A 14,813-nucleotide genomic window follows, 5' to 3' on the forward strand; every position below is an offset into this window, starting at 1 on the left:
GAACCATGCGGCGCATTCAGCCTCCGACGCATGGTTAAGGTCAAAGGGAATAGATTCCACAATAAATCCTAAAGGATCATGGTTTAATCCTTTTTTCATACTTTTGATTGTTACTGGTTAACCCGGCTTGCCGGGAATCTGTTAACTACGGTTCGTTTACCTGTTTGTCGTCGAAAACTTTACGGGTAAATGAATTAAAACACGCGTTCCTGAAGGCGGTCCAATGCTGACGGGAACGTTTTTTTATGTACTTTTTTATTACATACAGCGATTTAAAGGTTAGTGAATAATTATTTCCTTCTTGTTGATCGTATACCTGAAACCATTACCAGCCGCGAGTACCTCCAATGTTTTCTCCAGCGGGGCACTTGCAAACAGCGTAACCGTTATACCCTCTTCTGCTTTTTTCAACTGTTTGAATACGATCTTCACATCGTACCATCTTTCCAGTTCAGTAGCCACATCTTTTAATTTCGTGTTGTTAAAAGCAATACGGCCTTTCTTCCATCCTTCTATATCTGCCACATCCACGGTTGCTTTTATGGCACTATGATCAGAAGGATGCCAGGTGAGTTGATTCCCCGGCGTTAATACTGCCATTTCCGTTAAACCTTCTACCCTTACCTTCCCTGTGGCCACGGCCACCGTTACAGGCAATCCATGAAATGCACTGATTCTGAAGGAGGTTCCTAACACCCGCGTTTGAATTTCACCCGTATGTATAATGAAAGGTTTGGAAGGATTATGGCTCACTTCAAAAAAAGCCTCCCCTTCCAGCGTTACTTCCCTGATACTGTCCGTAAAATTCTCCGGGTAAGTGAATCTGCTGCCGGCACCCAGTAATACTGTTGAGCCATCTGTTAAGGTGATCATTGATCTTTGACCGAAAGGGGTTTCCTTCTTCAGTAAAGCCAATGGTTGCTTTCCATTCTTATTGGAGAAGTGGATCGCATAATAACCCACACCAAACAAAATAGCTGCCCACATGGCTACCTGGCGCAACCGTGGCAGGTATTTCACCTTTTTCTCAGGGATCTGCTGTTGTTCCATGCGGGCCTGTATTTCAGCTTTCCAGTTCGCTACCCTGGCGGTGTCTATGGTATTTTCTTCTGTTGCCTGCATGTCTGCAGGCAGCCTTTCCGTAAGGAACTCATCCAGCAATGCTTTGCCGTCCGGTTCCTGTAGAAAAAGGGCTACCCGCGCTCTTTCCTCAGGAGTGCAGGTATTGTTCAGGTATTTTTCTAATAGTGCTTTGTTAACTGAGTTTGCCATTGCTTATATAGATGCCTACTATATAAAGGCCGGAAAATGGAGGGAGGGGCTAATCTGTGATAAAAAATTATCTGGGGAAAAAGCAAAGCAGTATAACAGTTGTAATATCCACATAATCCTTAAGATGGTGGCGGAAATGGGAGAGAGAAGCTTTAATATGGTTCTTTACAGTAGATAGGGACAGGTTCATTTCTTTCGCAATCTCAGCATGGCTGAGGTTGTCCTCACGGCTCATTTTAAAAACGATCTTACGCTGACGGCTTAGTTCATCGAGCTTTTCAAGATATATACCGCTCAGCTCATTCACCTGGATCCGGTGATCTGCATTATAGGCCATAGATGTACTGAGGTCTGGCGAAAGATCATCAAAAGAGTAGGTAACAAAGGGTTTCCGGGTTAATACTTTTATAATGGCGTTCTTCATTGCCCGGAAGATATATGGGGCAAATTGTATGTCAGGGTCCAGCTGATGCCTTTTTTCCCATACCCACAACATCAGGTCCATCATGCTTTCCTCCGCCACTGCTTCATCCTTAATATACTTCAATGCATAGTGATAGAGCTTGGCGGAATAGCGGTCAAATAAAACATCGAAGGCTTTTGTATTGCCTTCTCTGCATTTCTCCAGTAATAACTTATCTGATAATTCGGGTAAAGTTAACGCCATAAGTCAACCACTTTTTCCTCAGGCAAACTTAACAGCAAAAATTTGTGTTCTGTATTATGTAAATATTAATTCTCTCCCGAAATAAAAAACCGTTCCGATTTTCATCGGAACGGCGTATCTGTAATTTACTTTAGTACCCCGGATTCTGCACCATATTACTATTCCCCTGTATTTCCTGGATAGGAATTGGCCACACATAATCGCGGTCCTTGTTGAACTTACGGGTTTCCACCACCACAGCTTGCCCGGTGGCAGGATTGGTAGCCCCCATCACTGTTACACCCATTACCTTATCTGCTATTTTCCACCTTCTGATATCGAACCAGCGACTGCCTTCAAAAGCCAGTTCTACTCTCCTTTCACGCCTGTACAACTCACGCATCTTTGCTTCGCTGTTGTAAACAGCTGCATCCACATTAGGCATGTTGGAGCGGTTACGGATCTGGTTCAGATAATCAATTACATCCGGATGGTTCCATTGACCACCTTCCACCAATGCTTCCACTCTCATCAACATAAGGTCCGCCAGGCGAAAGATCATAAAGTCCAGGGTTCCGGTTGAAGGCCTGGTCCTGTCCATAGACACATCGCAATACTTCCTTACAAAATATCCTGTACGTGATGAGTTTACAGCACCTATTGCACATGGATTTGGAGCAGGTGCAAAGGGATTTACAACCGTATAAAAAGTGGCTCCGGGATAAACGATCGTAGCGGCCATGCGGGGATCCCGGTTATTCTTAAAATTGGGATCTTTCCTGTAGGCTGCAATACTATCTGCACCCAGTTCGAAGATGGTTTTACCCTGCCTCGTTTCATATTCGTCCACAAAACTCTGCGTAGGATTCACATTAGCTGAACCAGCAGCATTGGGTGGCGCAAGCCTTAAATATACACCCTGCTGCAATTGATTAGAGAGTATCCTTTCTTTATTGAATTCTCCTTTATACAAAAAGAGGTTCAGGTAATTGTCCGTGGCCGCGGGTTTGTATAATTCGTACATTTTTCCGCCTGCAGGATCAGTAAGATCTACCACTTCCTTAGCTGTTGCGGCTGCTTCATTATATTTAAGTGCATTCAGCAAAGCAAATGTTTTTATAGACAATGCTGCACCTTTTGTAACACGGTAAGGAAGGTCGCCACTATAACTGTATGGAAGGCCTGCCGCACATTCTGTAAGTTCGGAAGTAATAAAGTTGATGATCTCCTCTTTGGTATTTCTCTTCAGATAAGAATCGTTAGGGCCTACGTCTTCTTTTATGATAGGAATTTCTCCATAATACATGAACAGCTCCAGGTGAAATAATGCCCTGTATGCCCTTACTTCCAGCATGTACTGTGCAAGTTTGTCTGCATCTACATAGGCCTTACCCGCATATTTGAGGAACCTGTTGCAGGTACGTATCTTCAGAAATCCATCCCTCCAGAAAGGGAATATCAGCATATAAGCGGAAGACGGCGGATTGGAGTTGCCATTGCCCAGTGCAAACTGGTTGATCTCAGGCAAAAAATTGGCCGTCCATACTGCATCATCTGTTAATGCGCTGATCGATATCCGGCTGTTAGGTCCATATTGAAAACCGCCGGTAGGAAGCTGCCCCGCAAGGAACTGCATTACCGCGATGAGTTGTTGATCTGTTTGCCAGAATTTTTCATCTACCGTATCACTGGGGTTGTCCCTGGTAAGAAAATCCTTATCGCAGGAAGTAACACTGATCAGCAGCAATAGGCACAGTAACCATGTTTTTTTCATAAAAAATTACTTTATAATTTAATATTCACACCCAGTGTATAGAATCGCATGAGCGGATAAGTATTATCCGATCCTTTTGTTTCCGGGTCAAGGTATTTCATGCCGGTAAAGGTGAAAGGATTCTGAGTGTTGAAATAAATACGGGCATTGGTAATGCCTGCCCTGGTAAAGAGTGGCGACTTAATAGTATAGCCGAGCTGAATAAAACGTACCCGGACAAAAGCCCCCTGCGTACGCCAGTAATCAGAGAAACGGGCGTTATCTGTAGGGCTGGGTGTTATGCGGGGATAGGCTGCATCTGTGTTAGTTGGCGTCCAGGTATCCTGTTGCCATACCATGGGAGTCCCGCCGCCACCACTGAGATTCAGTGGCGTAATGTACCTGCCGGTATAAAATACATCCGATGCAGTAAAGCCGTTCAGCAATGTTTCAACATCAAAGTTTTTGAATCCAAGGCGTAAGTTCAGGAAGTAATTACCCTGCGGATTGGTGTTACCAATTATCGTTTGGTCCGCTTCAGTAATAGTACCATCATTATTCAGGTCCATGTACCGTATATCCCCTGCTACCTGCGTTGGTCCTGAAGGCGTTTTTGATCCTATCATAGGAACCCCAGCATCCACATCCTTCTGCTGCAAAAGGCCCATAGTACGGTACCCATAAGCGCTTCCTATTGGCAGGCCTTCTTTCTGAATAGTATTCTTATCATAATAAGGCCCGTCTTTAAGGGTAAGGATGGAATTCTTATAGTAAGAATAACCGGCATTAATACCAAGAGAAACTGCTTTGATATTAGTAGCGTAGTTCATTGCAAACTCCCATCCTTTGTTTCGCACGCTACCTGCATTGATAGGTTGGGGACCTATACCGGAGGAGTAGGAAAGCGGAGCATTCAGCAGGATGTTTTCTGTGAGTTTGTTGAACCAGTCGAACGTAAAGCTCAGTTTGTCATTTAACAAACCAACGTCCACACCTGCATCCAGCATTTTTACACTTTCCCATGTGAGGTCTGGATTACCAATAGTAGCCTCTGTACCGTTAGTATTGGTAGTACTTTGGTATTTGTACAATCCAATGCCCTGGTTATTTCCTAAAAGACCGTAAGAAGTACGCAGTTTGAGGTTGCTGATAAATTTCATATCCTTCATAAATGGCTCTTTATGCACATTCCAGCCTGCGGCCACTGAAGGAAAATACCCCCACTTATTGCCGGGACCGAACTTCGATGAACCATCCGCACGCAAGGTACTTTCCAGCAAATATTTATCATTGAAGATATAGTTCACCTTCACGAAATAAGATGCCAGTGTAGCTTCCGCGAACTGGTTGGACTGATCAGGATTGTCTGTTTCACGGGTGATACCACCTACAGCATAGATCGTATGTTTATTGTACGTTCTGGTATAATCAAGCGTAGCAGCCATGTATTGATAGTTCCGTTTGTAAATGGCGGAAGTATGCGTAGAACCATATTGAAAAAGCAGGGCGTTGGTATAATAATCCAGGAAGTTATAAGCATCACGGGAAGTGATATTACCTGTGCTTAATAAGCGGAACAGGTATTGGCCTTTGAGTTTCAGGCCAGGAAGGATCTCCCACTGAGGCTGAAAGTTAATCGAGATATTATCTTCACGGGATTTGGTAAAACCGCCCTGTTCCAGTTCAGCCACAGGGTTCAGCATTTCTGCATAGTTACCGTAAGCCTGGTAACCATCTGCGCGCAAAGGATATTTAGATACAATATTCGGTGGGATCCTGAATGTTTCGTACAGAATATATCCTGCCCCATCTCCGTCCTGGAAGTTGGTATAGCGATTAATAGGACGGTTAGTTTCTCTTCTTGAAAGGGACAGATCAAGGTACATGGATAAATTCTTCCGCAGTGTAACACTCGTATTGGCTCTCAGGGAATATCTTTCGGCAGAGGTCTGATTAATAATACCATCCTGCTGCAGGTAAGTACCATTCACCGCAAAACGGGCCTGGCTGTTACCTCCCGTTACACCAAGAGAATGTTGCTGGGAAAATGCCCGGTTTTTAAGCACCAGTTTTTTCCAGTCGGTATTAGGATAAAGCAATGGATCAACTCCCTCGCGTGTTTTCTGGATAACATCATTTGTATAAATGGGATTGCCTCCGATATTGGTCTGTGCAGCATTCACCATTTCCATATAAGTAGGCGCGTCTACAAAATCAGGCAGGTATGCTGCTTTCTGAAAACCGGCAAATCCATCGTACACAATATGTACCTGGCCTGCCTGGCCACGCTTGGTAGTAACGATGATTACGCCATTGGCAGCCCTTGACCCGTATATAGCTGCAGCAGCTGCATCCTTCAGTACCGTTACGCTTTCTACCGTTACAGGATCCACATCATTAATATTGGTGGGAACACCATCTACCAGTACCAGCGGAGCTGTTGTACCGAGTGTAGATATACCGCGTATTTTAATGGCAGCAGCATCGCCGCCGGGAAGGCCGGAACTTTGAGTTACGGTAAGCCCTGTAATACCTCCCTGTAAAGCCTGGGATAATTGTGTAATAGGTTTACCTTCTATATTCGACTTTACATTCAGTGCGCTGATGGAATTGGCCAGGTGTTTCATCTTCTGTTCGGAGTAACCTGTTACCACTACCTGGTCCAGCGTGGAAACATTTTCCGGCAATGCAATCGTAAGGTTGTCCCTGTTATTGATAACCGGATATTCAAAAGATTTGTAACCGGTATGGGAAAAGATAAGTACTTCACCAATACGCACTCTCAGCTCAAAGTTACCTTTATCGTCCGTTGTGGTTGCACGGCTTTCACCTTTTACGATTACGGTGGCACCGGGTAAAGGTGTGGGCGGTTCTCCCGTATCAAATACCCGCCCGTTTATCTTAAAAAGGCTATCTGCGGGTGATGATGTGCTGGTTTTGCTTTCGTCCTCCCGAATAATGATCTTATTCTCAAGGGCCGTATATTTCAATGGAAACGGACGAAGTAATTCATCCAATACATTTTTGAGTGGTTTGTTACTGGCAGAGAGGCTTACTTTATTTCTGTTCTGCAGCACATTGCCTCCATAGGTAAATGAAACCTTTCCCTGCGTGGCAATCTTGTCCAACGCATTTTTAAGCGTTTCCTGTTTCAGCTCAATAGTAACAGGATTATTCAATACACCTTGTGCAGATGCGGTGCGAAAAGAAAAGAACGATATAACAATTAATGCAGGAAGCAACCTGCTTTTCATTCCCGAAAGCAAAAAACCTGCGTCAGGTATATTTTTTTTCATACCTTTATTTCGTTACGTAATTAGTAATTACTGCTTGTATATGCAGTACAGCAGTTATTCTTTTAATGTCAATGCATAATGATCCCGGTCACGCCGGGATTTTTATCTGGCGCTATCTTATCATGGTGGAATAGTTTTAGTGAAAGATCTATTTATGTATTTCCCATCCCGTGGAGGTTTGTTTTAAACGCGCATTATACGTTAAGCTTATTTGTTGCAGCACCGTTTCCAGTTTGTCCTTTTTCTGATCAAAGTCCCCGTAGTAAGTGATCCCCTGAAGTTGTTTATTAAGCCTGATGGTTGTATTGTAGGCCCTTTCGATATCGCTGATAACATTTTTCAGAACTTCTCCCTCATATTTGAATTGTCCTTCTTTACGCGCCAGTGCAGCTGTTGCATCGGGATAATCTTCTTTCTTCAGCATACCGCTTGAAGTATTAAAAACTGCCCGCTGATAAGGAGATAACAATACTTCGTTATTACTTGCATCCACCTTCACTTTACCGGTAAGCAGCACTATTTCAATATCAGCACGATCGCTATAAGCCTGTATATTAAAGCTGGTACCAAGTACAGTAGTATTTGTTTTGCCCGTATGTACAATGAAAGGATGTTGATCATCTTTGGCTACATCAAAAAAGGCCTCCCCCTGGAGCGTTATTTCTCTCGAATGCTCCCGGTAGATCAACTTACTGGCAGGTGCAAGCCATACACTTGTACCATCTGCCAGCTGAAATTGTTTTCTTTCCCCTTTTACGGTAGACACTTGTACCTCAGGGTTGAATATCCCCGTCAAATAATGGCGGCCCAGGTAAAGTGTAGTAACTAATAGCGCCAGTGAAGCAGCGATGGACAAACTGACGATAGTACGTCTGTGTGAACGAACAACCGGCTTTTCTTTGAGGAAGGTTTTATCTGCTACCTGCTGATATACCTGTTTCAGCGTATCCTTCATAGCTTCCTGCTCAGCGTCAGACGTGGTATACGCCAGCAATTCATTGCGCACTAATCTCCTGAGATCGCTTTCGCCCTCTCCGGAATCAAAGTACTGCAATAAAAAGGCGATCTCCTCCGGAGAGCATTCATTATTCAGATACCGTTTAAACAGTCCTTCCAGGTAATTCTTATCCTCCAATTTTTTGCTTTAATAGCTAATACGGGGTTATTGACCTTTTTCCCTGCTGCGGAGAAAAAAATATTTCAGGGGAAGAGAAGACGTATGATACAAAAGGAAAGCAGGGTAGCAATATGATCAGAAAGAAGTATATGTTGCCGGATAGCGCGGGTAGCTTTGAGGAGATGGTCGCTGATGGTAGATACGGAGATCCCCATCATCAGGCTGACCTCTTTGTAACTTTTTCCTTCCACCTTACAGAGTTCAAATACACGTTTGCGCTGAGGTGGCAAAAGGTTAATAGCCTGGTTCAGGAGAGCGTTCTTCTCCCGCTCATAGATATTTTCCTCCACATGCAGGTAACGTTCAGAAGCAAGGTCCATCAGCTGTTTACCCAGCTTTTTGTCCTGGGCGGCTTTTCTGAAGAAGTCAACCACACAGTTCTCTGCAATACGGAAAAGGTAGGAGCGGAAAGATTTATCAGGGTCAAGCGTCTCGCGCTTTTCCCATAACCGGATAAATACCTCTTGTAATATTTCCCGGACAGTTTCTTCGCTCTTTGTCAGTTTCAGGAGAAAACCGAACATCCTGGGGCTGTACAGATCATACAATTGCGCAAAAGAATCTTTATCCCCAGCCCGGAGCTGAAGCAGCAATTCCCTTTCACTGATTATAGGTCTGCTTTTCATGTAAGAACAAAGAAAGTTAAATAATCTTAAATCCCGTATTAAGTATAAATTAAAAATCCCTCACCCGGAAACAGGTGAGGGATTTTTTTGTTTCTGGTTAAAATACTATCATTTCACCAGCGCCGCAATAGCTTTATGCACTTTCTCAAAAGGGAACTGTTTTATCACCGCTTCCATTTGCGATGTAATCTCCGCAGTGCACAAATTCCCAATACTCCCTTCATGCGTATGCTGAATGTTCGTGTCCGGCTTAAATACCCCATTCTCAATATCATGCCCTACTTGTTTATAAGCCTCTCTGAAAGGAGTGCCTTCCAGCACTAACCTGTTCACCACTTCTACGCTGAAAAGGTACTGGTACTTTTCATCTTTCAGTATATCTTCTTTGATGCGGATATTCTCCAGCATCAGGCGGCTCATTTGTAAACAATTCCGCAGCGTGGTAAATGCAGGGAAAAGGTTTTCTTTCAGCAATTGCAGATCGCGGTGATAACCAGAAGGTAAGTTCACCGTCATCATAGCAATTTCATTCGGCAGTGCCTGCAGTTTATTCGTATGCGAACGGATCAGTTCCCATACATCCGGATTCTTTTTATGCGGCATGATGGAAGAACCTGTGGTCAGTTCATCCGGGAAGCTGATGAACCCGAAGTTCTGGTTCATGAACAAACAGGCATCCATCGCCATTTTAGAAAGTGTAGCAGCAATACCTGCGAGGGCAAAGGCTACCAGTTTTTCCGTTTTACCACGGCCCATTTGTGCATACACCACATTGTAATTGAGTGTTTCAAAACCCAGCAGCTCAGTGGTCATGGTACGGTTCAGGGGAAAGGATGATCCATAACCTGCAGCAGAACCCAGAGGGTTTTTGTTCACTACAGTATAAGCACCATGCAACATGGTGAGATCATCTACCAGGCTTTCCGCATAAGCGCCAAACCACAATCCGAAAGAGGAAGGCATGGCAATCTGCAGATGCGTATAACCCGGTAATAGATGCGCTTTATATTTTTCGCTTTGCTGTTGTAACAGATCGAAGAGCAATTTGGTTTCCGTAACAATGGATTCCAGTTCACTTCTCAAAAAGAGTTTTAGATCCACCAGCACCTGGTCATTCCGGGAACGGCCGCTGTGGATCTTTTTACCGGACTCACCCAATCTGCGGGTGAGTAATAATTCTACCTGGGAATGAATATCCTCTACGCCGTCTTCCAGTTTAAAATTGCCATCAAGTATTTCGCGGTAGATGTTCTTCAGTTCCTGCTGCAATACATTAAGGTCTTCTTTTTCGAGCAGGCCGATAGATTCCAGCATGGCAATATGTGCCAGTGAGCCCTGCACATCAAAGGGAGCCAGGTAGGCATCCATTTCACGATCCCGGCCAACCGTGAACTGCTCAACTGCAGCCAATGCTGCTTTATCTTTTTGCCATAATTTCATACTGCATCAGTTTAAAGATCATACTTACCAAATACACGTTCTTTGATCTCCGGCCATTCCTCTTTCAATATGCTGAAATAAACAGAATTACGCAACCAGCCAGACCATGTAACGCAATGGTGACGGAAGATACCTTCTTCCTTACAACCAATAGCCAGCATGGCATTGCGCGATTTCAAATTACGTTCGTCCGTTTTCAGTTCCACCCGGTTCAGGTCCATCACTTCAAATGCGTAGCGAAGCATTTCAAACTTCATGGCCCTGTTAAGACCGGAACGCTGATAAGAAGGATGGATCCAGGTATAACCTATTTCCGTACGTTTATGTTGTGGCACCAGCGCGCAGAAACGTGTGCTGCCTGCTACTTTGCCTGTTGTTTTATCGATCACCACAAAAGGGATACTTGTTCCCTGCTCCCGCTCTTTCAGTGCGATGGCTATATACTGTTCCAGTTCTTCCCGGTTGCTCACACGCGTAAGGCCCACTTCCCAAAGAGAAGGTTCCAGCGCCACTTCCAGTAATGCATCCACATCGGATGCCTGCAAGGGCCGCAGCAGTACACGTTTATTTTCCAGTATGGGTGCAGTATTCATGCTCCGCTAATTTACGCCATTCACAATGGATAGCAATTTAATGTACGTATCAATCCCCTGCCTGATCTCCTCCAGGTAAATGAATTCATCCGCTGTATGCGAACGGGCAGAATCACCAGGCCCTACTTTTACAGAAGTTGCCGGTATCAATGCCTGATCAGATGTAGTGGGCGAACCATACAGTTGTTTGCCTAAAGATAATCCGGCTGTTACCAGTGCATGATCCCGTGGAATGAAAGAAGGCCGCATCCGCATAGAGCGGGGCGTTACATCACATTTCACGTTTTGCTTGATCACCTCCAGCATTTCTTCCAGCGTATATTGATCTGTTGCCCGGATGTCCACTACAAAGGAACATTCAGCAGGCACCACGTTATGTGCTTTATTGGAAGTTTGCACCACCGTTACACTCATTTTCACCGGGCCTAAGGCTTCAGATACTTTAGGGAAACGGTAAGTGCGGAACCAGTTGATATCATCCATAGCATTGTACAAAGCATTCTCTCCTTCATCCCTTGCTGCGTGCCCTGCTTTACCATGTGCTACACAATCCAGCACCATCAGTCCTTTTTCTGCAACGGCCAGGTCTGTTTTAGTAGGTTCCCCTACAATGGCCAGGTCTATCTTCGGCAATACGTTCAGGATACTCTCAATACCGTTCACGCCGCTGATCTCTTCTTCTGCCGTGATGGCAACGATGATGTTATAAGGCAGTCCTTCCTTTTCGTAGAAATGCAGGAACGCAGTAATAAGGCTTACTAAACATCCGCCTGCATCATTACTACCAAGACCAAAAAGTTTACCATCTTCCACTGTGGGTGTAAATGGATCACGGGTATATTGAGGATTGGGTTTAACCGTGTCGTGATGAGAATTCAGTAAGATAGTGGGTTTGGCCGGATCAAAATGTTTATTCAGTGCCCAGATGTTGTTGAGGTGCTGGTTATAAGCTACCCCTTTGTCTGTCATAAACTGGCCCAGGATTTTCGCAGTGCCCTGCTCCTCCTTGCTAAAGGAAGGCGTGGCGATCAGTTGTTTTAAAAGCTGTACTGCATCTTCATAGTGTTTTTCGGTACACATATAGTTAGCATATTAAAGTCCCCGCTACAGCATCGGTGGTATTCTTCCGCACATCATCAGCATGGCCGATCAGTACTTCCTTCACACCACTTTCAATGGCACTGAAAGCATTCTGCAGTTTCGGCAAAATACCGTCTGTTAATACGCCCTCTGCCAGTAGCGTTTGATAGATTTCCCGGTTGATAAGATTGATCACGGAATCATCGTCTGCTGCATTACGCAACACTCCCTTCTTCTCAAAACAATAGATCAGGCGTACTGCGTAACTGCCGGATAAAGCGATAGCCAGTGAAGAGGCAATGGTATCTGCATTTGTATTCAGTATCTGTCCTTTTCCGTCATGTGTCAGTGGAGAGAATACAGGGGTGAGGCCTGCATCCAGTAATAACTTCACGGGGTCTACCTGCAGATCCGCTGTAGCAATATCCCCCACAAACCCATAATCGATCTCTTTCACAGGGCGTTTAGAAGCAGGGATGATGTTCGCATCCGCTCCTGTTAATCCAATGGCATTACAGCCAACAGCCTGTAGTTTTGCAACGATCTGTTTATTCACTAAACCACCATACACCATTGTCACCACATCTATTGTAGCTGCATCTGTAATGCGCCGGCCATCTACATAATTAGCTGTAATGCCTAATTTATCTCCGATGCGTGTAGCAATCTTTCCGCCGCCATGGATCAATATCTTCTTTCCCGGGATCTTCGCAAAATCCGCGAGGAACTTTTCCAGTAAAACAGGATTATCGATCACATTACCGCCTACTTTGATCACATATACCATGATTGCTTTTATTTTTCAATGCCCCGCCAAAAAGCGGGTATCATCTCCTTTATCTTTTTGCTTTTAAGATCTCACTTAACACCGCCTGAGCAGCCCAGGTACGGTTACCCGCTTCCTGGATCACAATAGAATTAGCGCCATCGAGTACTTCATCTGCAATCACCACATTCCTTCTTACAGGCAGGCAGTGCATCACAGATGCGTTATTTGTATTCTTCAATGTTTCATTCGTCACCATCCAGCTTTGATCTGTACAGGTGATCTTGCCATAATCTTTGTAGGACGACCAGTTCTTCACATACACAAAATCCGCTCCTTCCAATGCTTGCTTTTGATTATGAATTATGGGCGCTTTACCACTGAATTTAGGGTCCAGCTCGTAACCTTCAGGATGTGTGATCACAAAATCCACTTCTCCCCATGCATTCATCCACTGTGCAAAAGAGTTAGGTACAGCCTGTGGTAGCGCTCTTACGTGAGGCGCCCAGGTCATCACCACTTTGGGTTTACGCGGTTGGTTCCAGCGTTCCTTAATAGTGATCACATCTGTTAAACTCTGTAAAGGATGCAGGGTAGCACTTTCCAGGCTCACAATCGGTTTACCTGCATACTTAATGAACTGATTGATATATTTCTCCGTATAATCTTCTTCTTTATCCTTCAAACCGGGGAATGTACGGATGGCCATGATATCGAAATACTGCCCCATCACCGCTGCTGCTTCTTTCACGTGTTCCGTAGTACTTCCGTTCATCACCACACCATCGTTCATTTCCAGCGCCCAGCCTTCTTTGTCGATGTTAAATACCACCACTTCCATGCCCAGGTTCCTGGCCGCAACCTGCGTACTTAAACGTGTTCGCAAGCTTGGGTTCAGGAAGATCATGCCCAGGGTTTTGTTTTCACCCAGTCCTTTATCTTTAAAAGGATTTTTTTTGTAGTCCAGTGCTATGTCCGCGATTTGCGGGACACCCGGAACATCCTCCACGGAAATAAATTGTTTCATCGGCGGCGTTAGTTTGCTAGTTCTTTTTTAAATGCATTTAAAAAATGGTCTGCCTGTTCCTTATTCAAAGCCAGTGAAGGCAATAACCTGATCACATTAGGTTTCGCTTCGCCGGTGAATATTTTATGTTTAAATAACAATTCCTTCTTAACATGCGCCAGTTCATCCGGCAGGTCTATACCAATCATCAACCCCGCACCTCTTACTTCTTTCACCTGTGGTATCTTCTTCAGTTCACTGGTCAGGTATTCGCCGATAGCCGCAGCATTCGCAATCAGGCCTTCCTGCTCTATCACTTCCAGCACAGCCAGTGCTGCTGCACAAGCCAGGTGATTACCACCAAAGGTAGTACCCAGCATACCGTACGCAGGTTGAAACTTAGGTGCAATGATAATGCCTCCTATCGGGAAACCATTGCCCATGCCTTTCGCCATCGTATAAATATCTGCATTCACACCGGCATGATCATGAGAGAAGAATTTACCGCTTCTGCCATAACCACACTGTACGCTATCCGCAATGTATACTGCATTGTATTGATCACACAGGCTCCTGATCTTTTGCAGGAAGGCCGCAGAGGCTACATTGATGCCACCCACGCCCTGAATACCTTCAATGATCACAGAAGAAATTTCGTTCTCCTGGAAAGTTTTTTCCAGTGCTGCCTGATCTTCCCATGGCAGAAAGATCACATTATCTGTTTCATTCACCGGCGCTACGATCTTTGGATTATCTGTAGCTGCCACTGCGAGGGAAGTTCTGCCGTGGAATGCCTTTTTAAATGCAATGATCTTTTTCCTGCCGTTGTAGAAAGATGCCAGCTTCAGCGCATTTTCATTGGCTTCCGCACCGGAATTCACCAGGAACAACTGGTAATCTTCCTTACCGGAAACCTTGCCCAGCTTTTCCGCCAGTTCTTTCTGCAAAGGAATATGAATAGAATTGGAATAGAATCCAACTTTACTTAACTGGTCTGTTAACCGTTTAACGTAATGAGGATGGGTATGACCAATAGAAATTACAGCGTGGCCACCATAGAGGTCCAGGTACTCCTGGCCTTTATCGTCCCATACGTTAGAGCCCTGTGCTTTTATAATAGTGATATCGTTAACCGGATATACATCGAATAATTTCATA

General features: G+C 44.6%; 12 protein-coding genes. All 12 read right to left on the reverse strand.

Translation table 11 applies throughout. The features are described from left to right. Positions 1–279 precede the first annotated feature (279 nt). Complete coding sequence (locus AAHN97_RS17985) at positions 280–1,272, reverse strand: FecR family protein (protein ID WP_343303452.1); 993 nt, start codon at positions 1,270–1,272, stop codon at positions 280–282. Positions 1,273–1,339: 67 nt separating this feature from the next. Then, positions 1,340–1,939, reverse strand: coding sequence for an RNA polymerase sigma-70 factor (locus tag AAHN97_RS17990; RefSeq protein WP_343303453.1), 600 nt, complete (start codon positions 1,937–1,939; stop codon positions 1,340–1,342). Between the two features lie 130 nt (positions 1,940–2,069). Further along, the gene (locus AAHN97_RS17995; protein WP_343303454.1) at positions 2,070–3,692 is read right to left on the reverse strand and encodes a RagB/SusD family nutrient uptake outer membrane protein; all 1,623 of its coding nucleotides are present in this window, start codon (positions 3,690–3,692) and stop codon (positions 2,070–2,072) included. 11 nt (positions 3,693–3,703) lie between these two features. Continuing rightward, the gene (locus AAHN97_RS18000; protein WP_343303455.1) at positions 3,704–6,967 is read right to left on the reverse strand and encodes a TonB-dependent receptor; all 3,264 of its coding nucleotides are present in this window, start codon (positions 6,965–6,967) and stop codon (positions 3,704–3,706) included. A 148-nt stretch (positions 6,968–7,115) separates the two neighbouring features. Beyond that, positions 7,116–8,102, reverse strand: a complete 987-nt coding sequence (locus AAHN97_RS18005; protein WP_343303456.1) for a FecR family protein — start codon at positions 8,100–8,102, stop codon at positions 7,116–7,118. A gap of 65 nt (positions 8,103–8,167) precedes the next feature. After that, positions 8,168–8,770 carry an RNA polymerase sigma factor gene (locus tag AAHN97_RS18010; RefSeq protein WP_343303457.1) on the reverse strand — a complete coding sequence of 201 codons (603 nt, stop codon included), beginning with the start codon at positions 8,768–8,770 and terminating at the stop codon, positions 8,168–8,170. A 108-nt stretch (positions 8,771–8,878) separates the two neighbouring features. Beyond that, positions 8,879–10,210 (reverse strand): argininosuccinate lyase, encoded by a 1,332-nt coding sequence (argH, locus tag AAHN97_RS18015; protein ID WP_343303458.1) that lies wholly within the window; start codon positions 10,208–10,210, stop codon positions 8,879–8,881. Positions 10,211–10,221: 11 nt separating this feature from the next. After that, positions 10,222–10,803 (reverse strand): GNAT family N-acetyltransferase, encoded by a 582-nt coding sequence (locus AAHN97_RS18020; RefSeq protein WP_343303459.1) that lies wholly within the window; start codon positions 10,801–10,803, stop codon positions 10,222–10,224. 6 nt (positions 10,804–10,809) lie between these two features. Then, positions 10,810–11,883 (reverse strand): M20 family metallo-hydrolase, encoded by a 1,074-nt coding sequence (locus AAHN97_RS18025; RefSeq protein ID WP_343303460.1) that lies wholly within the window; start codon positions 11,881–11,883, stop codon positions 10,810–10,812. A 4-nt stretch (positions 11,884–11,887) separates the two neighbouring features. After that, entirely contained in the window at positions 11,888–12,670 is a 783-nt protein-coding gene (gene argB / locus AAHN97_RS18030) for an acetylglutamate kinase (RefSeq protein WP_343303461.1), read from the reverse strand. 49 nt (positions 12,671–12,719) lie between these two features. Further along, positions 12,720–13,676, reverse strand: a complete 957-nt coding sequence (locus AAHN97_RS18035; protein WP_343303462.1) for an acetylornithine carbamoyltransferase — start codon at positions 13,674–13,676, stop codon at positions 12,720–12,722. Positions 13,677–13,684: 8 nt separating this feature from the next. Next, on the reverse strand, positions 13,685–14,812 hold the full coding sequence (locus AAHN97_RS18040; RefSeq protein WP_343303463.1) for an aspartate aminotransferase family protein: 1,128 nt from the start codon (positions 14,810–14,812) through the stop codon (positions 13,685–13,687). Between the last annotated feature and the right edge of the window lies 1 nt (position 14,813).

The sequence above is a fragment of the Chitinophaga niabensis genome, assembly GCF_039545795.1.
In the GTDB taxonomy this organism is placed as follows: Bacteria; Bacteroidota; Bacteroidia; order Chitinophagales; family Chitinophagaceae; genus Chitinophaga; species Chitinophaga niabensis_B.